This window comes from Mesotoga sp. H07pep.5.4 (assembly GCF_003664935.1).
Lineage (GTDB): Bacteria > Thermotogota > Thermotogae > Petrotogales > Kosmotogaceae > Mesotoga > Mesotoga prima.
The window spans coordinates 96,527-122,242 of the sequence record NZ_JFHM01000004.1 but is presented as its reverse complement, the minus strand read 5'-3'; the positions used below and the strand labels follow the sequence as shown (position 1 = coordinate 122,242).

The 25,716-nt window shown below is 44.9% G+C and carries 29 protein-coding genes and 2 tRNA genes; 5 read left to right on the top strand and 26 right to left on the bottom strand.

Annotated features, from left to right (window positions below; all coding sequences use genetic code 11):
* Positions 1-15: 15 nt before the first annotated feature.
* From sufU to sufC, 5 genes are read right to left on the bottom strand one after another with little or no spacing between them, the layout of a single operon-like run.
* A complete protein-coding gene (gene sufU, locus Y696_RS01825; RefSeq protein WP_014730186.1) occupies positions 16-456 on the bottom strand; it encodes a Fe-S cluster assembly sulfur transfer protein SufU in 441 nt (146 codons plus the stop codon).
* Positions 453-1,679 (bottom strand): aminotransferase class V-fold PLP-dependent enzyme, encoded by a 1,227-nt coding sequence (locus Y696_RS01820; protein WP_014730185.1) that lies wholly within the window; start codon positions 1,677-1,679, stop codon positions 453-455. The genes sufU and Y696_RS01820 overlap by 4 nt, the downstream gene beginning before the upstream one ends.
* A complete protein-coding gene (locus tag Y696_RS01815; RefSeq protein ID WP_014730184.1) occupies positions 1,651-2,853 on the bottom strand; it encodes a SufD family Fe-S cluster assembly protein in 1,203 nt (400 codons plus the stop codon). Before Y696_RS01815 ends, Y696_RS01820 begins: the two co-directional genes overlap by 29 nt.
* Before the next feature lie 10 nt (positions 2,854-2,863).
* On the bottom strand, positions 2,864-4,258 hold the full coding sequence (sufB, locus tag Y696_RS01810; protein ID WP_014730183.1) for a Fe-S cluster assembly protein SufB: 1,395 nt from the start codon (positions 4,256-4,258) through the stop codon (positions 2,864-2,866).
* Positions 4,259-4,260: 2 nt separating this feature from the next.
* On the bottom strand, positions 4,261-5,013 hold the full coding sequence (gene sufC / locus Y696_RS01805; protein WP_014730182.1) for a Fe-S cluster assembly ATPase SufC: 753 nt from the start codon (positions 5,011-5,013) through the stop codon (positions 4,261-4,263).
* A gap of 137 nt (positions 5,014-5,150) precedes the next feature.
* Between sufC and Y696_RS01800 the strand changes: the two genes are divergently transcribed.
* Positions 5,151-5,960: a DUF368 domain-containing protein gene (locus Y696_RS01800; protein WP_014730181.1), complete on the top strand. Its 810-nt coding sequence runs from the start codon at positions 5,151-5,153 to the stop codon at positions 5,958-5,960.
* An 8-nt stretch (positions 5,961-5,968) separates the two neighbouring features.
* Here Y696_RS01800 and Y696_RS01795 read toward each other — a convergent pair whose 3' ends face one another.
* The 5 genes from Y696_RS01795 to recJ all read right to left on the bottom strand — a co-directional run bounded on the left by Y696_RS01795 (position 5,969) and on the right by recJ (position 11,157).
* Positions 5,969-6,979 (bottom strand): rod shape-determining protein, encoded by a 1,011-nt coding sequence (locus tag Y696_RS01795; RefSeq protein ID WP_014730180.1) that lies wholly within the window; start codon positions 6,977-6,979, stop codon positions 5,969-5,971.
* Between the two features lie 24 nt (positions 6,980-7,003).
* Positions 7,004-7,079: transfer RNA gene (locus Y696_RS01790), tRNA-Arg, on the bottom strand.
* Entirely contained in the window at positions 7,058-7,768 is a 711-nt protein-coding gene (ruvX, locus tag Y696_RS01785) for a Holliday junction resolvase RuvX (protein WP_081484590.1), read from the bottom strand. Before ruvX ends, Y696_RS01790 begins: the two co-directional genes overlap by 22 nt.
* Positions 7,761-8,021: a DUF3343 domain-containing protein gene (locus Y696_RS01780; protein WP_014730179.1), complete on the bottom strand. Its 261-nt coding sequence runs from the start codon at positions 8,019-8,021 to the stop codon at positions 7,761-7,763. Before Y696_RS01780 ends, ruvX begins: the two co-directional genes overlap by 8 nt.
* Positions 8,014-11,157, bottom strand: coding sequence for a single-stranded-DNA-specific exonuclease RecJ (gene recJ, locus Y696_RS01775; protein WP_014730178.1), 3,144 nt, complete (start codon positions 11,155-11,157; stop codon positions 8,014-8,016). Before recJ ends, Y696_RS01780 begins: the two co-directional genes overlap by 8 nt.
* Before the next feature lie 109 nt (positions 11,158-11,266).
* Here recJ and Y696_RS01770 point away from each other — a divergent pair, with 109 nt between their 5' ends.
* On the top strand, positions 11,267-11,962 hold the full coding sequence (locus Y696_RS01770; protein ID WP_014730177.1) for a pseudouridine synthase: 696 nt from the start codon (positions 11,267-11,269) through the stop codon (positions 11,960-11,962).
* A gap of 32 nt (positions 11,963-11,994) precedes the next feature.
* On the opposite strand, the gene Y696_RS01765 is transcribed toward Y696_RS01770, so the two are convergent.
* The 5 genes from Y696_RS01765 to acpP are packed head-to-tail and all read right to left on the bottom strand — an operon-like array spanning position 11,995 to position 17,230.
* On the bottom strand, positions 11,995-13,818 hold the full coding sequence (locus Y696_RS01765; RefSeq protein ID WP_006491774.1) for a PEGA domain-containing protein: 1,824 nt from the start codon (positions 13,816-13,818) through the stop codon (positions 11,995-11,997).
* A gap of 25 nt (positions 13,819-13,843) precedes the next feature.
* On the bottom strand, positions 13,844-15,355 hold the full coding sequence (locus Y696_RS01760; RefSeq protein ID WP_259459824.1) for a DUF5693 family protein: 1,512 nt from the start codon (positions 15,353-15,355) through the stop codon (positions 13,844-13,846).
* Entirely contained in the window at positions 15,286-16,056 is a 771-nt protein-coding gene (locus tag Y696_RS01755; RefSeq protein WP_121509681.1) for a hypothetical protein, read from the bottom strand. The genes Y696_RS01760 and Y696_RS01755 overlap by 70 nt, the downstream gene beginning before the upstream one ends.
* Entirely contained in the window at positions 16,044-16,982 is a 939-nt protein-coding gene (locus Y696_RS01750) for an RluA family pseudouridine synthase (RefSeq protein ID WP_099771815.1), read from the bottom strand. The genes Y696_RS01755 and Y696_RS01750 overlap by 13 nt, the downstream gene beginning before the upstream one ends.
* Positions 16,979-17,230 (bottom strand): acyl carrier protein, encoded by a 252-nt coding sequence (gene acpP / locus Y696_RS01745; protein ID WP_006491769.1) that lies wholly within the window; start codon positions 17,228-17,230, stop codon positions 16,979-16,981. Before acpP ends, Y696_RS01750 begins: the two co-directional genes overlap by 4 nt.
* A gap of 136 nt (positions 17,231-17,366) precedes the next feature.
* Between acpP and Y696_RS01740 the strand changes: the two genes are divergently transcribed.
* Positions 17,367-18,191, top strand: coding sequence for a purine-nucleoside phosphorylase (locus tag Y696_RS01740; protein ID WP_099771814.1), 825 nt, complete (start codon positions 17,367-17,369; stop codon positions 18,189-18,191).
* Entirely contained in the window at positions 18,188-19,174 is a 987-nt protein-coding gene (locus Y696_RS01735; protein ID WP_099771813.1) for a bifunctional oligoribonuclease/PAP phosphatase NrnA, read from the top strand. Before Y696_RS01740 ends, Y696_RS01735 begins: the two co-directional genes overlap by 4 nt.
* Here Y696_RS01735 and Y696_RS01730 read toward each other — a convergent pair.
* The 4 genes from Y696_RS01730 to folE2 are packed head-to-tail and all read right to left on the bottom strand — an operon-like array spanning position 19,171 to position 21,951.
* Complete coding sequence (locus tag Y696_RS01730; protein WP_006491766.1) at positions 19,171-19,806, bottom strand: site-2 protease family protein; 636 nt, start codon at positions 19,804-19,806, stop codon at positions 19,171-19,173. The genes Y696_RS01735 and Y696_RS01730 overlap by 4 nt on opposite strands.
* Entirely contained in the window at positions 19,799-20,503 is a 705-nt protein-coding gene (gene rsmI, locus Y696_RS01725; protein ID WP_099771812.1) for a 16S rRNA (cytidine(1402)-2'-O)-methyltransferase, read from the bottom strand. The genes Y696_RS01730 and rsmI overlap by 8 nt, the downstream gene beginning before the upstream one ends.
* Complete coding sequence (rsmG, locus tag Y696_RS01720) at positions 20,500-21,177, bottom strand: 16S rRNA (guanine(527)-N(7))-methyltransferase RsmG (RefSeq protein ID WP_014730175.1); 678 nt, start codon at positions 21,175-21,177, stop codon at positions 20,500-20,502. Before rsmG ends, rsmI begins: the two co-directional genes overlap by 4 nt.
* 3 nt (positions 21,178-21,180) lie before the next feature.
* Entirely contained in the window at positions 21,181-21,951 is a 771-nt protein-coding gene (gene folE2, locus Y696_RS01715) for a GTP cyclohydrolase FolE2 (protein WP_006491763.1), read from the bottom strand.
* Positions 21,952-21,996: 45 nt separating this feature from the next.
* Between folE2 and Y696_RS01710 the strand changes: the two genes are divergently transcribed.
* Positions 21,997-22,085, top strand: a tRNA-Ser gene (locus tag Y696_RS01710).
* Positions 22,086-22,104: 19 nt separating this feature from the next.
* Here Y696_RS01710 and lepB read toward each other — a convergent pair.
* The 7 genes from lepB to rpsP are packed head-to-tail and all read right to left on the bottom strand — an operon-like array spanning position 22,105 to position 25,694.
* Positions 22,105-22,947, bottom strand: coding sequence for a signal peptidase I (gene lepB, locus Y696_RS01705; protein WP_014730174.1), 843 nt, complete (start codon positions 22,945-22,947; stop codon positions 22,105-22,107).
* Positions 22,948-22,953: 6 nt separating this feature from the next.
* On the bottom strand, positions 22,954-23,301 hold the full coding sequence (gene rplS / locus Y696_RS01700) for a 50S ribosomal protein L19 (protein ID WP_006491761.1): 348 nt from the start codon (positions 23,299-23,301) through the stop codon (positions 22,954-22,956).
* Positions 23,270-23,887: an RNA methyltransferase gene (locus tag Y696_RS01695; RefSeq protein WP_099771811.1), complete on the bottom strand. Its 618-nt coding sequence runs from the start codon at positions 23,885-23,887 to the stop codon at positions 23,270-23,272. The genes rplS and Y696_RS01695 overlap by 32 nt, the downstream gene beginning before the upstream one ends.
* Positions 23,877-24,620, bottom strand: a complete 744-nt coding sequence (gene trmD, locus Y696_RS01690) for a tRNA (guanosine(37)-N1)-methyltransferase TrmD (RefSeq protein ID WP_014730172.1) — start codon at positions 24,618-24,620, stop codon at positions 23,877-23,879. Before trmD ends, Y696_RS01695 begins: the two co-directional genes overlap by 11 nt.
* Positions 24,617-25,174 carry a ribosome maturation factor RimM gene (gene rimM, locus Y696_RS01685; protein ID WP_121509680.1) on the bottom strand — a complete coding sequence of 186 codons (558 nt, stop codon included), beginning with the start codon at positions 25,172-25,174 and terminating at the stop codon, positions 24,617-24,619. The genes trmD and rimM overlap by 4 nt, the downstream gene beginning before the upstream one ends.
* Complete coding sequence (locus tag Y696_RS01680; protein WP_006491753.1) at positions 25,171-25,404, bottom strand: KH domain-containing protein; 234 nt, start codon at positions 25,402-25,404, stop codon at positions 25,171-25,173. The genes rimM and Y696_RS01680 overlap by 4 nt, the downstream gene beginning before the upstream one ends.
* Positions 25,404-25,694, bottom strand: coding sequence for a 30S ribosomal protein S16 (rpsP, locus tag Y696_RS01675; protein WP_006491752.1), 291 nt, complete (start codon positions 25,692-25,694; stop codon positions 25,404-25,406). Before rpsP ends, Y696_RS01680 begins: the two co-directional genes overlap by 1 nt.
* Positions 25,695-25,716: the final 22 nt, after the last annotated feature.

Below are 25,716 nucleotides of genomic sequence, written 5' to 3'. Positions count from 1 at the left end.
AAAGTATTGCCGGTGTTATGCACCGGTCTTTTTTTGTTGTTTGGAAACCAAAACCTTTGCAGCTGTTTTCCAGGGAAGGATTACGCACTTCGCTCTCATAGGATGTTCCTTCAACCCCTCAAAAAAAGCGGCATCACCTATTTTTGACCCATCATAATCCTCACCACGTATCATTTTCTCAAAATTCACAATTGTCGCAGCTGCTTCATCAAGTGACTTACCTTCAAGAATCTCTGTCATGACTGCAGCTGACGCCTGACTTATCGCACAGCCTTCACCCTCAAATCCAATAGTATCTACAACTCCTCTTCCAATAATCAGATAAAGAGTGATCGAATCTCCACAAGAAGTGTTCGAACCTTCGACTGTGTAAGTGCAATCCTCTATCCGTCCTCGGTGGCTATTGTTCTTGAAGTGATACATTATGAAGTCGGAATATAATTGCTCGAAGTTCATAAGAACCACCTCTCTGCCTTACTAATCCCTTCGATAAGTCTTTCCACATCTTCAACCGTATTGTAAAAGTAGAATGATGCTCGACAAGCAGAAGTAATGCCAAGAGCCTCCATCTGAAGTTGGGCACAGTGATGACCGCTCCTGATCGCAACTTCCTGAGTTCTTCCAAGGAATTCGGCCAGATCGTGAGAGTGTATATTCTTGTGAGAAAAGAGCAAGATCGCATGACTATCTGGCGGACTGTAAACAGTAACATTAGAGATCTGTTTTAGCATCTCTCTAGCGGTTTCTGTAAGATATGAAACGTGCTTATGTATCGCGGACATACCGATCTTGTTCAGGTATCTGCAGGCCGATGCAAGTGAAACGGCACCGGAAATGTTCTGTGTTCCGCCTTCCAGTCTGGAAGTTCTCTCCTTTGCGTAGCTCGAAGTCTCAATACTTACCCGATCTACCATACCGCCTCCGAATACAAATGGTGTGAGATCATCCAGGAGTTCTGCCCTACCAACAAGACAGCCAATTCCAGTTTCTGCAAGCATTTTGTGACCGGAGAAGACCAGAAAGTCCGAGTTGACCTTCTTGAAATCAAAGATCTCATGCGGAACCAGTTGAGCTCCGTCGATTACTATCAAACCGCCAAAAGAGTGGACAAGCTCAGTCAAATCTTCAAAAGGAGTTCTGTAGCCTGTGGCATTAATCAGTCCCCCAATAGAAAAGACAAACGGCGCCTCTACCCCAGTTAGGTTCTCTTCAACCTCTGTCATAGTCAACTCCGCCCCCATGATGGGCAAAGCCACGAACTTAATTTCATTCTTCAGGCTGTGATACTGCCACGGAAGGAAGTTACTGTGATGCTCGAACGTTGGGACTACAAAAGTTTTGTACCGACCGGAAGTAGCCAGTGCATTTGCAATGATGTTCAGACTCTCTGTGGAGCCCTTTGTGAATATTAATTCGTCTCTTTCTGCTCCGATGAACCTGGCAACTTCGCTTCGACTTGATTCATAAAGAGCTGTCGATTTCTCCGCAAGTGGGTAGACAGCTCTGTGCACATTTGCATTTTCACGCTCGTAAAACCCCTTGACCGCATCAATTACACTTTGCGGCTTTTGAGCGGTCGCCGCGCTATCCAAATAGGCTAGTGACGGATAGTGTCGAAAGACAGGGAAATCCCTTCTGACTTCCTTGATGCTAATATCGGATGTCTCTTTCAAACTCATCTCTTACCACCCCCGAGTGGTCTGGGAAGATCTCATCGATTTCTCTTAAAGTCGGCTCAAACTTACCTTGAACGATGATGCTCATAGACTGGTCCCTTGTAAGTCCTCTCGACATAAGATAGAAGAGCTTCTGCGCGTCAATGGATCCCACAGTTGCTGCATGAAAAGCGTCGACTTGATTCTCTCCCACAAGAAGTGAAGGTATTGTATCAGCCCTTGCAGACTCGGATAGCATTAAGATGTTGCTGTATTCGCTTCCCTTAACTCCTTTTGCTCCTCTCTTAATGTCTATTGTCCCTCTGAAAACACTCCTGCTGTTGTCAAGTAGTACACCCGACCCTGAAATTCTTCCCTCTGACCAATTTGCTCTGTGTCTAACAACATATTGCATATCAAGAACAGTATCACCTCTCGCCACAAAAAGAGGCATAAAAGATGCAAGAGCCCTCTCTCCTTCTAAAAGAGCCAAGTGAAAAGCCGCAGTTGACGCGTTGCCACAATTCACCTCAAATACCCTAAGCTTAGCGTTTTTCTCAAGAAGATACAGGTTATTGATGAAAACATGTCCCCTTTCAGTCACTCTATTTAGGACTAAAAGCTCTAAAGATGAGCCTTCCTTTATCAAGAACCTGTTGTTCTGAAGCAGCCAGTTTCCAAAACGTCCGCTATCGATTACTACTTTAAGACTCGAATTTTCTCCTAAGACAAACATATTGCTCGAAATCCTTGAATCACGGTTAAATGCAACTGAGTAAGACTTTTCCGCTGATTTGTTCGGAGGTATAGAAATCATTGATCCTTCGCTGAAGAAGATATCTCCTAGCAGAAGGATCTTTCTGTCAAGACCTTCAAAATCCAGTTTATCGAGAAGCTCTACCTCGTCGCTCTTCATCGAAATAAGCGGTCTGACAAAAGGATCTGAGTAAGACAAACTACGCCTTGGAGAGATTTCCGGCAATTTCATCCCGGTAAGCTTCAATCTTTTCCATGAGGGGAAGGCCAGCGTTCTATACTCTGAATACCTGTTACTCATGAAAGCCAACATCGCAGGCGAAGATGCCTCAGCCGAAATCAGAAAATCTCGGTTGTCGTAGTCCTTAATTGACAGTTCCTCTCTTCTTGTTGGTTTAACCATTTCGAAGTTTTTGTGAACCAATTCCGTAGTCATTTCCATTGTTTCCACCTCATCCTATGCTGCTTTCCATTTCCGTGTCTATCAGTCTGTTCAGCTCAACTGCATATTCAACAGGTAGCTGATGTGAAACAGGTTCCATGAAACCTCTTACTATGATCGCTTTGGCTTCCGATTCACTTAAGCCACGACTCATAAGGTAGAAAATCTCTTCTTCTCCTAATCTTCCAATTCTGGCCTCATGACCGACTTCTGCAGCATTATTCATCACTTGGATTATTGGAACAGTATCGGCCCTTGATTCATTATCGATCATTAGAGCAGTACACTTAACCGACGACCTTGAGTTCATTGCACTTCGAGAAATGTCCAAAAAACCTCGATAAAAGGCCCAGCCTCCACCCACGCTGATGCTTCTGGCATCAACCAGTGAACTTGTGTCTGGAGCCAGGTGAATCACCTTCGATCCTGTATCCATATGCTGACCGGGACCGGCATAGGTAATTCCAAGATGCTCAGCTCTGGCACCCCTGCCTCTTAGAACAGATGATGGATAGAGCATGGTCTTCATGCTTCCCAGTGAACCAGATATCCATTCCATCGTTCCGCCTTCTTCGACAATTGCCCTCTTGGTATTCAAGTTGTACGTGTTCTTGGACCAGTTCTGAATCGTAGAGTACCTGACCTTAGCATCCTTTAGAACAAAGATTTCTACCATGCCAACATGAAGATTGAGATCGTTGAATCTCGGAGCTGAACAGCCTTCTATGAACTGGAGATCGGAACCTTCATCTGCAATGATCAACGTGTGCTCAAACTGGCCACTGCTTTCCACGTTCATTCTAAAATATGCCTGAAGAGGAAGTGGGACTTTGACTCCTTTGGGTACATAAACGAATGAACCGCCACTCCAGACAGCTCCATGCAGTGCCGCAAATCTGTGATCTGTCGGAGGAACAGCCTTCATGAAAAATCTCCTTACCAGTTCAGGATACTTTTTGACAGCCGTCTCCATGTCGAGGAAGACAATACCAAGCTCTTCGAGCTCCTTCCTTATGTTCTGATACACAATTTCCGAGTCAAACTGAGCACCGACTCCAGCAAGAGATTCTCTCTCCGCCTCGGGAATGCCAAGCTTCTCAAAGGTCTCCCTAATTTCTTGTGGAACATCGTCCCAGGATCTATGCTTGTCGGAATCCGGACCGAGATAGGAGATTATTCTGCTCAGATCAAGACTCTCAGTGCTTACTCCGAATCCTGGTTTGCTCGAGAGACTGAAAGCCTTGAAAGACTGAAGCCGCTTCTTAAGCATCCATTCGGGCTCATTCTTCCTTTTCGATATATCGATTACTTGGCTCTCTCCGAATCCCCTTTCGCTCATAAAACGGTACTTTGTATTTGAAAGAAAATCAAACCTTGAACTGTCTAGGAAGACCTTTTCTCGCATGATCAGACCCCCTTGAGTGAGTCAAAGATCGCTTCATATCCATTCTCTTCGACTTCTCTGACAAGTTCTTTTCCTCCACTCATTGCTATCAATCCATCGATCAAGATGTGGACACGGTCGGGTTCAACATACTCAAGAAGTCTCTGATAGTGTGTGATTAGTAAAACTGAGTTTTCTGGATTTCTGAACCTGTTTATTGACAACGCTATGCTTTTCATAGCGTCAACATCCAACCCGGAATCTATTTCGTCAAGAATCGAAAACCTTGGCTTCATGAAGTTCATCTGAACTATCTCGGCTTTTTTCTTTTCTCCTCCGGAAAAACCTACGTTCAAATATCTGTCTATTAATTCACTTTCTAGACCAAGTTCAAGAGATAGTTCGTCGATTTCCTTGCTCATTTTCAGCAATGGCACCCTGCTGCCCGTACTTTGAGAGACTGACATAAGAAAGCTCCTGAGTCTGATCCCTGGAATTTCCTGAGGATGCTGAAAGGTCATGAACATTCCCATTCGAGCTCTTTCATCTACGGTTAATCTAGATATATTCTTATTCATGAATTTCACAGTACCACCAGTAACTCTGTATTTGGGGTTCCCCATCAGCACATTCGCAAGCGTTGATTTACCGCTACCATTGGGTCCCATAATAACGTGTAGCTCCCCGTTTCCTATTGTGAGACTCAACCCTTTCAATATCTTTACGTCATCTTCCGCCAATACTACGTGCAAGTTCTTAGCTTCTAAAAGAGTCATTCCATTCCCTCCAAACCCGGTAATTATTATCTGGATTATAACATAATGCCGACAATTATTGCCGATAATCAACACCAATAAGTACGATACCGTTTCAAGGATATATAATTGGAGAAATTAAGGTATGGAGGTGCTTGATGCTCTATGTAGTCTTTATAGGTGTCCTCATGGGTCTTGCCAATCTTATTCCAGGAGTGAGCGGAGGCACTATTGCACTCCTTGGAGGCTTATATGAACGTTTCGTGGGCTCGATTTCCTCAGTGTCCGCTTTTAAGATTCGCAAAGAAGATGTCGTTTTCCTCATCGAAATTGTTGCGGGGATTGTTATAGGAATCCTCGGCTTTTCAACCCTAATAGATGTTTCTCTTTCGAGAGTTCCTTCTTTGATGTACGGCATCTTTTCGGGACTTGTCATAGGAGGAACTCCCGTTGTATTCAAGAGAATCGAGAAATTCGATTCCAGCTCATTTTCTTTCCTTGTAATAGGGGGTTTGCTCGTCTATCTTGTTTCCATTCTTGCTTCAGGGCCGGGAAAAGAAGCTGTTCTAAATCACAATACAGCGAGCCTTTTGTATGATGTTTTTGCTGGATTCTTCGGTGCAGCTGCGATGGTTCTGCCAGGTCTCAGCGGTGCCTTCATTTTGTTGATTATGGGTGAATACACTAGGGCTATAGCTGCATTAAGACACTTCGATTTCATAATCATAGTGTTCATAGGAGTTGGAGTTATCCTTGGAATTGTATTCGTGAGCAGATTAATGAAATTTCTGATGAAGAGATTCCGGAGTCAGACATTCGCTTTTCTCCTAGGTCTAATGATAGGTTCACTTCCTGATTTATTTACGAGACCCGGAAGCAATTCAAATGTTCTTCAGATTATTATCGGATTGGTTTCTGGACTGGCGATTTCGTATCTTTTAAGCATGTTCGAAAAAAAGACAGAATAGAACCCTGACTACTTACTGTGATTGATCGCGACTCTATGAAGGCGCTTGTCACAATCGAGCAACTCACCTATACCTTTTACGACACAGGTTCTCGGATCCTCTGCAACAACTGTCTTTATTCCAGTCTCTTGAATAATCAAGTCTGGAAGTCCCCTAATTAGGGAACCACCACCTGTAAGAACCACACCGGTATCCATTATGTCCGCAGCGATCTCAGGAGGCGTATCTTCCAAAATCTGGCGCAGATTCAATACGATCTCCTGAAGAATCTGAGAAATGGCTTCGTGAACATCATCGGAAGTGATTCTTATGTTCCCGGGAAGGCCATTCAGTGCGTCTCTTCCACGTACTTCTAGTTCAAAACTCTCCAGCGTTGGAAAGGCCTTTCCTATTTTGGTTTTTACGTCCTCTGCGGTTGAGCTGCCTATGAGAAACTTGTACTTGCGTTTTACGAATTTGATTATTGCATCGTCCATAGCATCTCCAGCAGTTCTTAGGGAGCGCGAAACAACTATCCCGCCAAGGCTGATCACCGCGATATCGGAGGTCCCCCCTCCAATATCGACAACCATGTTTCCTACCGAATCAAAAATGTGAAGACCGGCTCCGATGGCAGCAGCGATGGGTTCAAGAACGAGGTAAACCTTACTTGCACCTGCGGCGGTGGTGGCTTCAATAACGGCTCTTCTCTCAACACTAGTTACCTTCGCCGGAACCCCGACAACAACGGCCGGCCTCGAGAAAGAGAACTTCGTACGGGTCCTCTTAACAAGATCTTTCAGGGCCTGTTCTATTATCTGATAATCGGCGATCACTCCGTCTCGAATTGGCCTTACCGCCTTGATATCCTTTGGCGTCTTCCCGATCATTTCCTTAGCATCGGATCCTATCGCTATAATTTTTCCGGTCTTGGCTTCAACAGCTATAACAGACGGTTCGTCTATGACGATGCCCTTGCCCTTCTGGAAGACCAAGAGAGAAGCGGTACCCAAATCGATTCCTAAATCGCCTTTTTTCATACAAGACCTCCCGCGTTGCCTATATGGCGTGCTCGGTGGGATTTGAACCCACAATCTCTGGATCCGGAGTCCAGCGCTCTATCCGTTGAGCCACGAGCACTCAATAACCTGCGGACCTTCCGAGTTCAGATCGACCATCCCATCGAGCTCTTCTCCACAAGCGATTACTATTATATCGTAAGATGAAAAGTCAATATCGTCAACAATATTGACGGGTTTCATCCCTCTTCTTACGAAAGAAAGGAAGACTTGAGGATCCTCGACAAGGACACCCGGCTCAGTTTCAAGACAATCAAGACCTTCAATCATTGCAGATCGCGGCCTATAAAACAACACTCTACTTTCTGAAGCCAGCCTGGGTAGGTCTCTGCAAACGCCTCTTTCTTCTTTTACCTCCCATTTTTTCGACATTCCGGACGAATAGTTCCGCAGGATCTGGATAGCACTGAAAACATCCCTCGCTTTAGAGAAGTCTTGTCCGGCCTCACTCGAAAGACGCCTGGCAGTTTCGGTTGTAAGGGTCTCATCGACCAGGAATACTCGTCCAGGGAAGATACTCTTGACTTTCTCTGCAAATGAAACGGCCTTCAGAGTGGACTCACTGAATCTACCGGACATTGATATGGGGAGGCCGATTACAATCTCCTCAATTCCCTTCTCCTCAATAATCCTCAGAAGATTTTTTTTGTAGCCGGTGTGATCTATTGCGAATAGAGGAATTTCGATGTTCTCAACCTGTAATGCCAGTCCTATTCTGGATGTTCCGAAATCAATCCCCAGTCTAATCATAGAATGACTTCACGGGATTCTCATCGCACAAAGCGGAATACATAACTTCTACGTTATGTTGCTTGAGAAGCACCAGAACTGAATCGACAACATTTGAAGAAACTGCGATGGAAAGCGAACATCCGGGGAATAGACCGGGTGGTGTGGGGAAAACCTTTGTCTGGAAACCATGATTCCTCAGTAATGATAGAACTTTGATTATATCTCCTTGGGAGACTACTATCAGAGCATCCAGCTTACGGGTATCAACCAACCTTCAGCACCTCTTCGGCATTGGTTAGACTCCTTAATAGCCCCCTTGTAGTCATAGTAGATAACTTTGTAGCGAACCATCTCGTCATTCTCTTCTCTGCCACACCTTCTCTGTATCTCAGGGTCTTCTTCACCTGTGTCGTGTCGAGGGCTGCTTCCGAGTTACTGTACCAGACACCGTTGTCCGCACTCAACAACTCCATTTCCTCAAGCATTGAGAGGAAGACCTTAGAGATACCGTCTTCAAAGCTCAGAGCCTTCTTTATGTCTCTCTCCGACGCAGGGAGTACCTCTTTCAAGTCCTGATAAACGGCTTCCAACTCCTCAACAGTGGGAAACAAACGGTCCATTTCGCTTGTGTTTGAAACGAGGTCCGCCTTGTTGAAGGAGAGATTCAAGAAAAGTTCGGAATCTTCACCGGGCCTTGTAGCAACGGCATCGATTACTTCCAGGAAGTTTCTCGGAGCACTGTAAAAGACAATATTTGAATTGCCCAGTGTAACCCCGAGACCATCACTTGAAGGAGTCGTTATAAGGACCCGAATCTTCTGTCTTTCGACAAGAGAGTAGATAACCGATCTCTGGAAATCCTTGAGAAGATAGTTGTAGAAAATCAGTTCACCGTTTTGCAGAGCGTGAGACAACCTTGAACCCATAGATTTTGCAAGAGAAACCGTCTTGTGAGGAGAGTCAACAATTACTGCCACATTTTCCCCGTGGCCTACTATTGACATCACCTGCTCCACTTTCTTTCTCGAGCCGCGGTTGTCTATAATGCCAACTCTCTTTATTGGACTTGGTTTATACACGTGCGAGATTCTCTTGTCCAGGAAGAACTCTTTGAGGTCATCACAGAAAATGCTTCCAGAAAAACCGGAAATGCCGAGAACTTTATCGATGTTATTGAAGAAACCTTCAAGGTCTGGATGATCCTTAAATATGCCGGAAAGAATATAAGACGGTTCGTCAAAGATTATCTCGCCGGCTGAATCCGAAATTTCGTTGAATCTTTCAACGAAGAAGGGTAATGTAACGAAGACAACTGGCTCGTCCAGTTTGCCTCTGTAAAGTGAATTGGCAAAGATTGGCTTTATCGAATCCAGATAATGCTGCAAAGAATAATATGTGTGGGCAAGTGTGCCATTGATGGCAGAAACAATGAAAGTTCTCTTGCCCTTCTGATAATTCTTCAGAATCTTGAGCGCAAGGAACGGATTCTTCAGCCTTATGTTACCGAAGATTCCCCAGGGATTCTTCGCACTTACGTCCATGAATTCCGGACACTTATGTGACACCTTCTTCTCCAGTTCAGCTATTAGCGCCGAGACGTCCGACTTAATCTGCAAGCCCGGTTGTTGGTTCTTCCAGTCTCTTATGAACTCAAAGACAAAGTTCTTGTCTCTAACTTCCTCTTCGAATACGGGATCAATGTACAACCTCGCGTCAGACAAGGAAAGTTTTACACTCTGCAGTCCATAAAGATTATCATTCTTTATAGAGGCAATGGCGTCTACCTTGAGAAGGTTTGGCTTGACATACTTGAAATCATCGAACATGGTGCCCATGTTGTAACCTATTGCAAGAGTCTTTCGGTCTCCAGAGCGCAGTATGAGTTTCACATGGTCGCTTCCGCTACCAAACATCTTTGCCTTTTCAATGTTCAAGCCTTTGATCAAGAATTTCGGCTCGGGATTGGAATGCCCAAAAGGTCTCAACAATTCAAGCTTATCGAGTATCGAGGGGGTAATAGAATCAAGAGTAAGAACATCGTCAACGTCAATCTTGAAAACCGGCTGCTTCAAACCGTATAGCTTTATGTAAGCATCGTTAATTGCAGACCTGAATTCCGATATTTTTTCTTTGTCAATACTGAAACCGGCCGCCATCTCATGCCCGCCGAACTCCCTCAACAGACCCGAGACCTCGTTAAGCAGGCTTATTATGCTTACACCGGCAGGGCTTCTTGCGGAACCCTTTCCATCGGAGCCGTTTGTAGCTATCAAGAACACCGGCTTGTTGTGAATCGACACGAGTCTTGACGCGACAATCCCAAGCACTCCCAGATGCCAGTTGTCGCCATCTATAACCAGCGCGAAATCGTCTTTGAAACTCGCAGTATTCTCAAGATCCCTTTCCGTTTGTTCAAAGATTTTCGCCTCGATAGTCTGTCTGTTCTGATTGTGCTTCAATAGACGGCTAGCAGTGTTCATTGCCGAATCCATATCTTCGCTAATCAATAGTTCAAGTGCCACAATTGCTGAATCCATTCTTCCCGCAGCGTTGAGTTTTGGGGCAATCTTGAATGCAATGTCCTGTGCAGTAAGGTTTTCCGAAGGAATTCTCAGGTAAGAAAGAAGCGCTTTTAATCCGAGTAGCGGACTGCTCTGAATCTTTGCCGTTCCTTCTTTAACAATGTAGCGATTCTCATCTCTTAGAGGTACTATATCCGCAATCGTACCGAGCGCCACAATATCCAGGTACTCCTCGGGATCTATAGGACAGTGAAGGGTTTCGTTCAAAGCGACAAGCAACTTGAAGGCCACACCAACCCCGGCCAATCCTTTGAAAGGATAATCGTCGTCGGGCCTCTTTGGGTTGACAACTGCGTCGGCAGGCGGGAGGAGATCTTTCACTTCGTGATGGTCCGTAACAACAACGTTGAATCCGATCTCCTTTGCGAACTTGATTTCGTCAAAGGAAGTGACTCCGCAATCTACGGTTATGAGGAGGCTGTGCCCCTGATCCCTCAAATCTTTGATTGCGTCCTTGCTCAATCCGTAACCTTCTTCGAGTCTCAGAGGAATGTAATAGCTAACATTGAATCCCATCCTCTTCATTGCGAGGTATAGGAGTGCGGTGCTCGTCACACCGTCGACATCGTAATCGCCAAAGACGACTATGCTTTCGTTTCTATCGCGGGTCTCGATGATCGTACGAACCGCCAAAGGCATGTCTTCAAGAAGGAAAGGATCGTGGAGAATCGTCTTGTCGGGATTCAGGAACTTCATCGCTTCAACTTCGTTATCTATTCCACGCGTTACCAGTAATCTCGCCAAAAAAGCGTCAATGCCCATGAATTCGACCAATCTGTTTACGGCCTCATCATCGGGCTTTAGGAGAAGCCACTCCTTTCTCATAAAGATCCACCCTCTCTTTTTTTCTTTTGAGAAGATTATACCATTCTGACCAATAGCCCGGAGAAGTTGACGACTTGTATCCCAAGAAATGGTGTTGTACAATCTATGTATGAGACTAGACGCCTTTGTGTCGAGATTTGGGCGCTTCAGCCGAAGTGAAAGCAGGAGAATAATTAGAAGCAATGGAGTGAGTCTAAACGGAGTCCTCACGAACAATCCTTCTGAAGTAGTTGATGAAACAGACACTGTCATTGTTGACGGAAGACCTCTAGAGGCTTTTTGGAATGTTTATATTGCCCTTAACAAGCCTGAAGGTTACGTTTGCTCAAGAGAAAGAAGCGAAGGCAGAAGCGTATTCGAACTCATCGACGCGAACTTCTCGGCAGATCTGTCAACTGGAGGAAGGTTGGACAAGGACGCAACGGGACTTTTGATACTCTCTAACGACGGCAAGTTCATTCACGAAGTGATTTCGCCCAGAAAGCTTGTTGAAAAGGAATACCTTGTGGAAACAGCCAAAGAGATAACCAAGAAAGAGATTTCCATGATTTCACAAGGGCTCTTCATTGGAAACAATGAGTTTTCGAAGCCGACTCATGTCGAGCAAATCGATCACTTTCATATGAGGATCGTTCTAACGGAAGGCCGATACCATGAGGTAAAGCGACTTGTTTCTGCATCAGGAAACAAAGTAATCCAGCTGCATAGAAGGCGGATTGGATCTTACTGTCTATCTGAGGAGCTACGACCAGGAGACTGGCAGCTTCTCTCAGAGAACGACAGGAAAAAGATAACCGGGACTTGAGTCCCGGTTATCTTCGAAGCAACGAACGAATGTCAGTCTATCCTTGAAAGATTGAACGAGAGATTGTGATCTCCCTTTCCAAAGTAACGGTATGTCACCGACACGCGATACCCGTCTAGCACCAGGACTACCTCGTAGTATCCGGGATCTAGTTCTACAACTCTGTTGGTTCTGCCATAGTCTCTCCCGTTTATGAATATTCTTGCGTTAGAAGGATCTGAAGAAATGGTGATTCTTGCGACTGGCCTTTCCTCAACAAGTATTATCTTCGTTGAAGAACTCGTTCCAGCGGCAAGATTTACTTCCTTACTATCGGTGATATAACCTGATTTCTCTACTCTTATAGTATGTCTTCCGGCATCCACATCGATTGAGAGCGGTGATCTGCCGACATAAACGTTGTCAACAAAGACGGACGCATTGGTTGGCTCTGTCTCAACGGTTAACCTTGCCTTCTTTGCGTACAGGGTAGCGCTGACCTGCCTATCTCTATCAAGCGAAACGCTTGTGGAGAAGTCATCATATCCATTCGCAGTAACTCTAACCGTGTAGGTTCCTTCTCTCAAGTTAAGGTTCAGCGGTGTTCTCCCCTGATAGCTACCATTGATGTACACCAGAGCGTTCGAAGGCGAACTTGTAACGCTCAATCTGTACTCTCTCACTAGAGGCGACAGAGTAATCGACTTGGATATCGAACGGTCGAGCATAAAGCTTTCGGAATAAGTCTCATAACCAGACCTCTCTATTCTGAGGTTCTTCGTTCCAGCTTCGAGAGTTACGTTCAAAGGAGTGCGACCAATATAGGCATTGTTTACATAGACATCTGCCCCGGAGGGACTAGTAATTACTGAGAGCTGATAGTTCTGGACGATCGGGGTCAATGTAATTGATTTGGATATGTTCCGGTTTAGAACCAGTGTTTCCGTGTAAGTCACATAACCGGACTTCGAAACACTGAGATTCTTGGTCCCTTCTTCCAGAGTTACATTCAAAGGTGTCCGACCTATCAGACTTCCATCGATATAGACAACAGCATCACTCGGGTTCGTGACGATCGAGAGCTGATATTCGCTGACGAACTTCTTAAGGTCTAGCTGAACATCAACGGTTCTCCCGCTTATCACTGAGAACTGTCTGGTTTCGCTCCTGAAACCACTCTTATAAGCCGTAACAATGTGGTTTCCATCATCTAGATCCATGCTGAGCGGGCTTGTGCCAACCATCTTGCCGTCAATATATATCGTTGCGCCTGACGGGGTCGTAGTTATTCTTGCGCGTCCCGTGCTCGGCATTATGTCCAGGTAGAACCAGGTTGTGGAGACTGCATACTCCTGTTTGTCGATTACGGGTATTACTTTTGACACGACAAAGTCCTCGGCCTTAGAACTTGCTTTTGGAAAAATGTCTCCCGCTTCGGCCTTGGCCATCAGGGCATCCAGAAATCCAAGAGGCATCGTAGATGCCACTATTTGGAATATCTCCTTACCGCCACCGGTTTCGCTTGTCAACTGAAGCCTGTATCTCGTATTGGCGTTTTCCGTTGGAAGCGTGTACGTTACTCCAGCTTTCAGGAAATTGTTGCGGTCAAAACCATTTGGAAATATCAGCTGAATCTCGCCGTTGGGAGTGATATCGTAAATTGCCACATAGGCATCCTTATTGACTTTGAAATAAGTCTTTACCTCCTCGCCGGAGTAATATAGAGAGCCTATGTCTCTGTCCAGCCAAATTGAAACTTCAAGACCTCCTTGTGGTTCTTCAGGCACGATAATGACCTTCTGAAGATCGTAAGAAACTATACCAAACAAAGATATCGCCAGAAACAAACTGAGAAAAACAAGAATTATCTTCTTCACAATCCATCCCTCCTATCATCAGATATTAATTAGACTCGTCTTCGTCACTCTCGTTCAACAGTACTTCAACATCCTTACAGCTTCTACTATACTTCTTGACAAATGTAATCAATATCATCGAAACAACTGTCCCGAATAATAGACCGTACAAGCTTCTCAGCAGTCCCGTCCAAAGTGGGACGGTGGCATGACAGAAGGTATTGACGATCGACACTATCACAAGAGATCCTCCCGATGCAATGACTGGAGCGAGTTTTCCCTTAATGTTGAAAGAGAAGTGAATCAGGATGGCTAGCAAAGGATATGCAAGTAGCTCTTTGAAACGTGGACGAACCAGCAGGAGATTGTCTAGATAGTCCCTTACCATTCTTTCGGAGTCAAGAACAAAGGAAAAGTTTCCACTTCTTAGAATGTAGTAACCGGCCGCTATTCCGGCAAACACAAATACCAGCAGGTCGCCCTTAGATATTTTTCTGGAGACACTCTTCATAAAACCGGTTACGAATAACCAACCGGGGAGGGCAACAAGAGATACTTTCACACCCCTGAAGAGCTCTAGACCATTCTGGAATTCGACTCCGACCATGGATGCGTTGATAGAGATTCCCAGAAAAACAGAAAGCGAAAAGAATAGTAGTAACCCTCTGAAAACCCCGGTATCTAGAGAAGACAACCTTCTGTAAATCGCAAACTCCCCTGCAATTGCTGCCAGAGGCAGACCGATAGTCGGGAAAAGTAGAAATACAACTGTGATTCCAGCGGCGCCAAGCGGACTAACTGATAGGATCAACACAAATATGAACAACGCTGAAAGCAATTTGAATCTTGATGAGCCAGCCCTGGGAGATGTTATTTCGTCAGAGATTAGGTCCTGTTCATACAGCTCCTCGTAGGTTTTGTGAACTAGCTCATCATAGTCGAAATCAACCGGAGGAGTTAAGAAAAGCAATGCGTCAACACTTCGCTCCCTAACTGATCTAATGTACCTCGTTACAGCTCTATCGATATCGTAATTTGGATACTCTTTCTTCTTCAGATTGTGGACGCGGAAAACCAGAGACTTGTTATCTCGGGCCTTTAAGACGTCAAGAACATACTGCCCTCTTTCGTCAAACTCCATGTAGCCAGTATAAGCGCAATGACTATCCAGAATAGAAGCGAGTTCCGAAACAGGGTACGGAGAAACCCCCGTAAGTATCACAGGAACCTGCAAGTCTAGAATTTCCTCCAGTCTATTCCAGTCATCTCTAAGATCCATAAAGATAACCGCAGAGCCAAGTTCTGAAATTTCCGCCAGATTATCTACGTAAATCAGCTGCTTTGATGGAACGCCGTCAACCTTCTTCTCGGTAACAAGAGCTGCACGGTTGTACTTAGAATCCAGGGAGACTCTCCAAGGAATATATAGAAGAGACATAAGCAGACCAACAACAAAAACAACGATAACTATGCCGTTCCCAAGACTGATTACATTCTTCTGTTTTTCGTTTCTTCGTCTTCTTCGAGGCTTCTTAGGTCTAACGGGAACTTCCGCCAATACTTATCTCTCCTCCCGATCAGAAGATAAAGAAATAATACTACACCGACAACAAATGGGGAATATGGAAGCAAAAAAACAATCCTCCATTTTAAAAGCATTGAACGAACAGTGGATCCAAACACATTCAAAAAAGCGGTGTCTATTTCTCTTTCAGTAGAGAACTCATTGACAACTTCCAGTAGTTTGTTGTACGAATTCCTCTTGATAATGTAGTCGGCAAAGCTTGCCACTGCCCCGTAGAAGACACTTTGATCATCCTTAACCGGGTATCTCTCCTCGTATTCTGTGAAGTCAAAAAACGCTACTCTTAAAGCCGACCTCCTAGTCCCGGTGTGAAGGTTCTGAAATCCCTCGGCAATCACCTCATGATACCACAGCGGAATTTCGTCAGGATTAATATCCCTGATTCTCAGGTACTCAAAGAAATAAACATGGGCGAGTTCATGCCTCGCAACTCCCGGTTTATACGAAGAGGTGTAAAGAAAGATTTGATATATTCCATTATTGTCTATTGCCGCAGGCTGCTCGTGACCTTCACCCTTTAAAATCGTAAGACTGTATTTTACCGAGAAACCATAGATTTCTGAAAGCTCTGCATTCGCTTCCTCAATCTCACTTCTGATCTCCGCCTGACCTGCCACCGGGAGTGAAGAGAAAACAACCACAATAATGAGAAATACAAATCTTATTCGAGGCAACCCAGCACCCTCTTAAGGTCGCCGGGGAGTTCAGAGATGATCTCTATTTCTTTTCCGTCATTTCTAGCGAAGGAAAGCCTTGAACAGTGAAGAAAATATCGCCTGAGCCCCGTTTCTTTCTTGAAGTCTCTATTGAACAGTCTGTCTCCATACACATCGTCTCCGACAACTGGATAACCCGCTTCACTTAACTGTCGACGGATCTGGTGCTTCTTTCCAGTAAATAGATCGATCCACAACAAAGACGTCGTACCATAGCTCTTCTCAACTGTGAAAGCCAGGGATTCGACGAATTTCTCTCTCTGCGAAACAAGTTTTCCTCTCTTTTCAGGAAATCCCTTCACAAGAGTGAAGTAACCTTTTTCGACTCCCCGTTCTCTGAATAGCTTTGAAAGCTCTCTAGCAGCCTCCGGGGATTTCGCGAAGAGGATTACACCAGAAGTGTGTTTATCAAGCCTGTGAACGGGGCGAGGAACAAAACCTTTCGAATTCCCGTACGCCATCAATCCTTCAACCAGGGTGATTATCTGGATTCCCTTACCGGGATGAACGGAGATTCCTGAAGGTTTGTCAACTGCAACTATAAGATCATCTTCGAACAAAATGTCGAGTGGAATGTGTTTAGGCGTCAGTTCGCGCGATTCTTCGAGACGCTTCAGTTTCGAAGGATCTCCCGAGAAGACTACCTGAATCTTATCGCCTATTTCCATTTTCCATGAGCCGTCTCTGATTTTATTCCCATTGACCCTAACATTGCCCCTTCTCAGCAATTTGTATATTGAGGAGAGCTTCAAATCGGAAAGCTCTTTCCTCAAAACCCGGTCCAATCTCTCGTAAAAATTTTCTTTTGTTACTTTGAACTCCCTTTCGATCGAAATCACTCCACTCAAATTAAAGGGGGCATTAAGCCCCCTTAGAAAATTCAATCCTCAACGCCTAGACCTTTGCCGATACTCTCCACAATATCCCCAACTGTGGAGATGTTCTCGATCTGCTCGTCTTCAACCTTGAAATCAAATTCGTCCTCAAGTGCCATTACCAGGTCGACCAAATCGAGTGAATCTGCTCCGAGATCCTCGGTCAAATCTGAATCCATGGCGATTTCATCTTCCTCGACTCCAAGCTTCTCAGAAATTATTGTTTTTACTCTGTCGAATACTTCATCAACTGTCAAAGGACATCCTCCCTTCGAGATCTTTCTCAAATTGCAATAATTATAGTGATACCAGGCTCCAAAGTCAAATTCTGGATTCCTAGAAGCTTTCATTATTATATAATAATTTGAAGGTCTTTACTTCTGGAGGTTTGCTATGAGACTCTATAGAGAGATGAAAGAAACAGTTGCCAGGCGCCTAACAACTTTTCCGAAAGTTGCGATGATACTTGGGTCGGGACTGGGTTACCTTACTGAGCAATTTGAAGAACCCTTGGCAATAGATTACAGAGAAATTCCGGGATTTCCCACAGCTACCGTTGAAGGTCATTCAGGCAGGCTAGTCTTCGGGACATTCCAAGGACTCCCGGTGGTGGCAATGGAAGGACGTTTTCACTTCTACGAAGGTCATAGAATTGAAGACGTTTCCTCACCAATATATCTCTTTAAAGAACTTGGCGTAAGCAACTTGCTCATTACAAATGCTTCTGGCGGAATAAACAGAAGCTTCTCTCCCGGGGATATAGTTGCAGTGACAGATATCATAAACTTTGGATTTCGCAACCCTCTGAGGGGAGAAAATGACCGCCGTTACGGCCCGAGATTTCCCGACATGTCGGAGATAATTGATTTTGCCTGGCTAAAAGTCTTGAAATCAAGGCTCGAGAAAGCAAAGATAGATTTGAAGGAAGGAACCTACTGCTGGACTCTGGGACCGAGTTATGAAACGCCTGCAGAGATAAGGGCTTTTGAATTCTTCGGGGCAGATCTCGTGGGGATGTCGACGGTCCCCGAAGTAATCACCGCGAGACATTGTGGCATAAAGCTTCTGGTTTTATCGTGCGTGACAAATATGGCATCTGGGATCCTCAAGGAGAAGCTCACTCATGCCGATGTGGTGAAAACGGCAAACAGAATAAGACCCAAATTCACTGCAGTTGTCCAGCACGCGGTTGAGTCGATTAAGGAGACTGAACAATGATAAGGAAGATCACCAGCATTGTATCATGCATACAGAAGGCCAACGACATTCTCGTTGTGGGTCATATAATGCCAGACGGTGATTGTATCTCGTCAGTGGTGTCACTTTCGATGGGACTCGAGAAGTTTGGCAAGAAGGTTACACCGGCAATTGACTGGAAGATTCCGGCGAATTTTACAGTCTTTCCCTGGATAGATAGAATTAAGGATTTCAGTAATGATGTTGTGGAGCCCAATCTAATAATCATTGTAGACGCTTCATCTCCAGATAGAATCGGTAGATTTGAACAGCTTTTGCGAAAAGGAATCCCTTCAGTGGTTATTGATCACCACGCAACCAACACCTATTTTGCAGACGACTGTTGGGTAGATCCATCATATTCTTCGGCTGCTCAAATGGTTCTTGACCTTCTAAAACTCATGGATGTTGAATATGACGCCGATCTCGCACTGATGAACTACATAGGCATTGCAACAGATACTGGTTTCTTCAGATATTCGAATGTAGATAGCTCGGTTTTCGAGGCCGCTGCGGAGCTTGTGAGATTAGGAGCCGATCCCACCTTCGTGGCAACGTCAATCCTTGAAACAAGAAAGATCGAAGAACTTTTCCTTGAGAGGGATGCGATCGACAATATAAAGATGCTATCAAACGGCAGGTTTGCATATTCCTACCTTGAGTTGGAGGATTTTGAAAAGTACTCACTCACAGAAGATGATTTTGTGGGTTTCGTCGGCGATCTGAGATCGATAAAGAGCGTTGAAGTTGCTCTGTTTGCCTCAGAAGCGAGTAAAGGAGAAGCTCATGTCTCGCTGAGATCGAAGAGCTACTTCGACGTTAGCAAAATCGCCGTTGCGTTTGGAGGGGGAGGACATCAAAAGGCTTCCGGTTTCACTCTGAGATACGACGACAATCTAGAGGATGCTCTTGCCGAAACGATTGAAATGATAGATTCTCAACTTCAACAAAAAGAAAAACATTAGGCTATTAATCTAGCCAGAAGCTGTATGAACTGGGTTATAGGCCACATAATAAGCTGGATTATCCCCATGAGTGACAGCACGAGAAGTGTCAGTATTCCATATAGTTCATATTTGACAAGCCAGTTCACTTGGCTCTCCGGAACAAGCATTGTAACAATGTTTGCCCCGTCAAGAGGGGGTATAGGGATCAAGTTGAAAAGCGCAGTGTTAAGATTTATCACCATTGTCCAGTAAACAACGTCTGCTAAATAACTTGCGGGAAAAGAGCTGACCGTTTCTGGCATGAAGGTGGAGAACCTGTGAAGACCGGAGAGATAGAAGATCAGACCTGTGATAACTCCAAGCGAGAAGTTCGCAATAGATCCGGAAAGTGCCGTCAGTATTGCCTTGAAATACTTGGCTTTTCTGAGCTTCCAGTAGTTGACGGGAAACGGTCTCGACCAGCCGAACTTGAAGAAATAGAACATTAATAAACCGACAGGGTCAATTCTTCTGATGAAGCCGGGTCCTCCCCATTCCGGCTTGGTGGCTTCGAAACGTCTCGCGGTTATAAAGCGAGCATACTCATGGGAGAGTATTGCCGCAGCAATGGCGGGAGTTAGACAAAAGAAATTCCTCATCATCTCAAACATCTTTCTCATCCCTTCCCGATAGAACGACGGTTATCTCTCCCTTCACTTCGGAAAACGCGAACTTCTGGATAGCGTCAGAAACGCATCCGAAAAAAGACTCCTGGAAGAGTTTGGTCAGCTCTCTTCCGATGAATATCTCTCTGTCGCCAATAATTTCAAGGATTTCGCGCAATGTCTCCATTAGTCTGAATGGTGACTCGAAGAATACAATGAGGCTTTCGCCGTAACTGCCCCGAGAAATCTTTCTCAACAGTCTTCTCCGATTCTTGCCTCTAGGCAGAAAGCCGAGAAATGTGAAATGACTTCCTGGAAAACCGCTGACAGCAATTGCCGACGTAACGGCACTTGGACCTGGTGAAACGTCAACTTCAAAACCTCTATCACGGCAAATCCTGATAATTTTGGCCCCTGGATCAGAGATGACGGGCATTCCTGCGTCACTGGAAAGTGCGATCTCTGCTCCTTCGTCAAGTTTTCGAATTATGAAAGACAGTCTTTCTTCCTGGTTATGCATATTCAGGGATACCACATCTTTGTTTTCTATCCCTAGAGAGGAGAGAAGTGACCTCATTCTCCTCGTATCTTCTGCAAGGATCAAATCGGCTTCCTCAAACACTCTCTTCCCTCTAATCGTCATGTCATCGAGATTTCCAATGGGAGTGCCTACGATCCAGAGTTTCCCCTTTTTCTCAGTCACTTTCGACCTCCAAGAGGAAGCTTCGACGCAACTCCTGATCTTCTTGGAAACTCACTCGGAGTAGCTCTTTCCTTCTCGTAAACTACCATAAACCTCTTCGAACCGTCAGAAAGTCTGTACTCTTTTTCACACGAGAGCCGTAATCCAAGAACTCTTTCTGCTGCATCAGAAAACACCTTCTCATCAAGCCACCCGGGACCCTTGTAAAGGTAGATGTATCCCCCAACCTTAACTAGAGGAGCCGCGAGTTCCAGCGAAATATCGCATCTGCCAACTGCCCTCAAGAAGGCTGAGTCGAAAGTCTCTCCTGCTTCTTTTGCGAATTCTTCTGCTCTTGCTGTCTTTACGGCAACATTTGTCAGGTCTAAATCCCGGGCAAATCTTTCGATCTCCCTGGTTTTCTTTGCGATTGATTCAAGAAGTGTCCAGTTTGACTTAGGAAAAGAAATCGCCAAAACAAGACCTGGGATCCCGCCTCCACTTCCAATGTCTATGCAGCGGCCCGATAGAGAAGAACCTTCAAACGGAATAATGGTGTCTTCGATGTGAACTGTCATTGCTCTTTCAAATTCCTTAATTGAGCTTAGATTGTGGGGAGAAGAGAGCATGAGCTCTATAAGTTTTTCATATTTCGCGAAAAACGACGGCTCAAGAAATTCACTCGAGAAAACCATTTTTCATTCCTTTTCTATACATGCGTATGCTTCGTGATTGTGAATTGACTCCTGACTGATCGCTTCGACTCTGTACCAGTTGATCCGACTATCATCTTGAAGAAGTAAGACGACTTCTCGCGAAAGATCTTCCACAAATCTGGGGTTGTCGAAAGAGTGCTCGGTGATGAACTTCTCGTCTTCTCTTTTGAGCAAAGAAAAGATTGGAGCACTTGCGGATTTCTCGACATACTCGATGATTTCTTCAATCCAAACAAGCGAATTCATTCTTACGGAAACAAAAACCTCTGCCCTTTGATTGTGAGCACCTCTGTCACTAATCTCTTTTGAGCAAGGACAGACGGTCATGACCGGAACCTTGACTCCAAGGACAAAATCAAACGTCCCATCCTTCATTGCAATGAAGGAACACTTGAATGAGCTGAAACTCTCACTCCCGCTTATTGGAGCTTTCTTTCTTATAAAGTAAGGAAACTCAACCTTGATATGAGCCACATCGGCTTTCAAGGAGTCTCTCATGTCATTCAAGATTGACTCCATGCTTCTGGGAGTGATTTTCTTGTGGTGTCTCTCAAGGACCTCTACGAATCTTGACATGTGAGTACCACGAAAATCCTTAGGAAGATCCACAAACAGATCGAATTTCCCCACAGTATTCTGTGTTCCGAATTTTCTGTCTAGTACTACTATGGGATACTCAATTGACTTTATCCCGACCATGTTGATTTTGATGTTTCTCTTGTCCTTCTCATTCTGAACGTCTCTCAAGATCAAACACCCCTTGAATCTGTGGTCTCAAAGAGGTATAATCAGCTAAGTGGAGGCGTATCCTAACTGGCTAAGGAGCCGGTCTTGAAAATCGGTGGGGTTGACGCCCCTTGTGGGTTCGAGTCCCACCGCCTCCGCCAAAACCGGGGGTTTCCCCGGTTATTTCTTTAGCGGACCGAAATCGGAAAAAGGCCATATAGTCAACATCGGACTACCGATTATTGCCTCCTCTGGAACGAATCCAAAATACCTGCTATCGAAGCTATTTGCTGAGTTATCACCCATCATAAATTGGAACCCTTCCGGCACGGTAACTCTTACCACTCCCGTTGACGGATCCTGAGTGATGTACTTCTCCAGACCGAGGGGCTCCAACTCTGTTTCGAAGAACTCAGTATATTCGATCAGCCCCTTATAGGCCTGATAAAGCCTGTAATAAGGGGAGAATCTCACCGAGGGATCGTCGGGGTGAGCCAAGCCTAAATAGAAGCTGGGATCGTAAAACACTCCCTCTCTAACATAACGCCTTTCTTCAAGTGCAGGTGGAATCTCTCCATTTACGTAGAGCTGGTATACGGGATTCGCCGCAGTATAATCAGGCGCTCTTCTGAGTTCAAGAACGTCTCCAGCCTTTCCCACCAATCGCTTTACATATTTGACATGACCCCTGTACTTGGCTGGAGAAAAAAGATCCATGAATTTATCAAACCCTCTGAGATACTTCTGAGACTCAATATCCACATAAGGCGTCCAGAACACCACTATGTCCCCGTAATCAGGCTCTCTGTATTCGTAAGTGATCTTCTCCACAAACAATCTGGCGGGAGGATTTATGGTTGGTATCATTGAACCTGTCGGAACCAGCATTGTCTCAAAAACAAACAAACGAATAATCGTACCAAATACGACAGCATAAAGAATCGCCTTTCCCCACTCCTTAACTTCGTGGAGAAAGCGCGATTCCTTCTTGTCAGAACCCTTTTTCGACTTTTTGGCAGACACTTAGCCTCAGTCCCTTTTCTCTTTTATCTTTACCTTACCCTTCACGTCTCTAATGTAGTAGATCTTCGCTCTTCTGACCTTTCCCCTTCTAAGAACTTCAATCTTCTCGAGAGAAGGGCTTGTGAACGGGAATATCCTTTCTACACCAACACCCGCGGCTCCTACTCTTCTGACTGTAAAGGACTTACCCGTCCCGCTCCCTCTTATTCCCATTACAATTCCCTCAAAGGCCTGAATTCTTTCTTTGTTGCCCTCTTTGATTCTAACGCTTACTCTGACGGTATCGCCCGGGCCCATCTTTGGCAGGTCGTCCCTCAAATGCTCATTTTCCAGAGATCTTATGTACTGATCCATCTTTATCCCTCCTAACTTCTACTGTATCTTCATGAATTAATCTATCTAAAACTATTGCAACTGCTGCTCTCACAGAGAGGTGGTTAAAATCCGAATTCGCTCTAAGCGGTTCAAGAGCATAGTCGCAAATCTTCTCAATTTCACCGGGTAAGCCCCAGCTTGTTCCAAAGAGGAGAAGATGGGGTTTTACACTTTTGACAATTATCCTTCGCATGGCATCGAAAGTGATTCTGTCTTTTCCCCTCTTTGCCGAAGTAAAAACGAGGTCGGGCCTCTGTCCTTCGATTTCTTCTATTTGCTCTAGAACATCTTCCATGTATGATGCCCTCTCAACTACTTTAAGCGCTTCACTTCTGCTGGGGTTGTATTCCCTTCCAAACTCCTCAAGCCAGTAATTTAGAACGTTATCTACTATCTCTCTCTGAGCCGGGAGATTACTTACCACGAAGTAACCCTTGACATTGTATGTTCTGCACGTTCGGGAAATATCGTGAACATCCAGATTCGTGACTGCGCTGGAAACGATATTTCCATGTCTGCCCAAAACAGGGTAATGAATCAAAGCGAGATATATGTTATTCAGCATCCTTTTTCAGCTCCTTGAAGAGCAACAATAGTGCTTTCTTGTCAGTCAGGTCAAAATCATGCTTGAGAAAGATATCCGGCCTTCTTTCGATAGTTCTGAGCAAACTTTCCATTCTTCTATGAATCTCTATCATTTCATGGTTCCCACTGAGCAATACTTCGGGCACTTCCATGCCGTTTACTTCTCTGGGCCTCGTATAATGAGCATAATCAAGAAGATCTGAGAAGAAAGAATCGTTAATTACCGACTCCATATCACCGACAACTCCTGGAACAAACCTTGAAATGACCTCTATCATCAACAGTGCCGGGATTTCTCCACCGCTGAGTACGAAATCACCGATCGAAATCTCCTCGTCAATGGAACTCATTGCCCTTTCATCTATTCCCTCATAACGCCCGCAAACAAAAACTATGTGGCTAAGCTTACTCAGTTCAAGAGCTTTTTTGTTGTCAAAGAGCTTGCCCTGCGGAGACGGATAGACAACGTGGGGCTTGCTGTCATCCGAAAAGCGACTTGCAACTGCTTTGATTATTGGTTCAGCCTTCATTACAAGGCCGCTCCCCCCTCCGAATGGGTAGTCATCGGTTGTTCTGTGACGATCATCGGTGAAATCTCTTATATCGACCGATTCAAAAGCAATTATGCCGTTTTTAATAGCCCTTGATATTACCCCCCAGTTGAAGACCGTTTCAAATAGCTGGGGAAAGATCGTCAATACCTCTATCTTCATTCGGGCTTGACCTCTTCGAATTCCATAGATCTGGCAACAATCGTCTTATCTTCAAAATTGAGCTCGAGAATGTAGTCTCTAATTATTGGAATAAGCTCTTCACGAACAGTCAAGTCCTCTTCACGAACGACCACCATAACATCATTTGCTCCAGTTTCGATGATGTCATTTACAGTTCCTATGAAACGCCGGTTCTCATCGAATACACTACTCCCAAGAATCTGAAAGTAATAATACTCTCCCTGTTTCAACTCAGGCAAGACACGTTCTTCAACGTATATATGGAAGCCTACAAGCCTTTCTGCTTGACCCATAGAGTCTATTCCCTCGAAATGCAAGATCCAACCTTTGGTGGCTCTCCTGGCTCCATCGATTGAAGTTACAAACCGCGAACGGGTCTTTTCATCATAAAGCAGAACCTCCTGGATCTCTTTGAAAGCCGTTTCATCTTCAAGAGCGACTTTTACCTTCATCTCGCCACGAAGTCCGTGAGGCTTCACTATTCTCCCGATTGGAACCATTTCCTCCAAAGACTTCTCTTTCAGTTCGCTCATCTTACCACCTTTAGGATGAAACTCTCCTTTGATGATCCGGCGAGTGCGTTGAGGAGAACATTGATTGACTTGATAGTTCTACCGTCTTTTCCAATTATTTGGCCGACATCTTCCTCTGCAGCGCTGATTTCAAAGACCATGTTTCCGTTTTCGTCTACTGCTTCAGTAACAGTTATCCGATCGGGCTCCCTCACTATTCCCTTCAGAATATGTTCTAGCACTTCCTTCATTACTCTGCTTTCTCTCCCGATTCCTTGACATACTTCAGCTCGTGGACCTTCTTCATAACTCCGAACCTTGCAAGAATCGATCTTGCGGTCTCAGTCGGCTGAGCACCTTTCATTATCCAGCTTACTGCCTTGTCTACATCGACACTCATAATGCCGGGATCTCTTATCGGATCGTAGAATCCCAGAGAGTCAATATAGGCCCCGTCTCTACGCTTTTGTGAATCCACTACGACAAGCCTGAAAAACGGCCTGTTCCTTCTACCCATCCTTGTAAGCCTAATCTTTACCATTCTTTTCGTGCACCTCCTGATT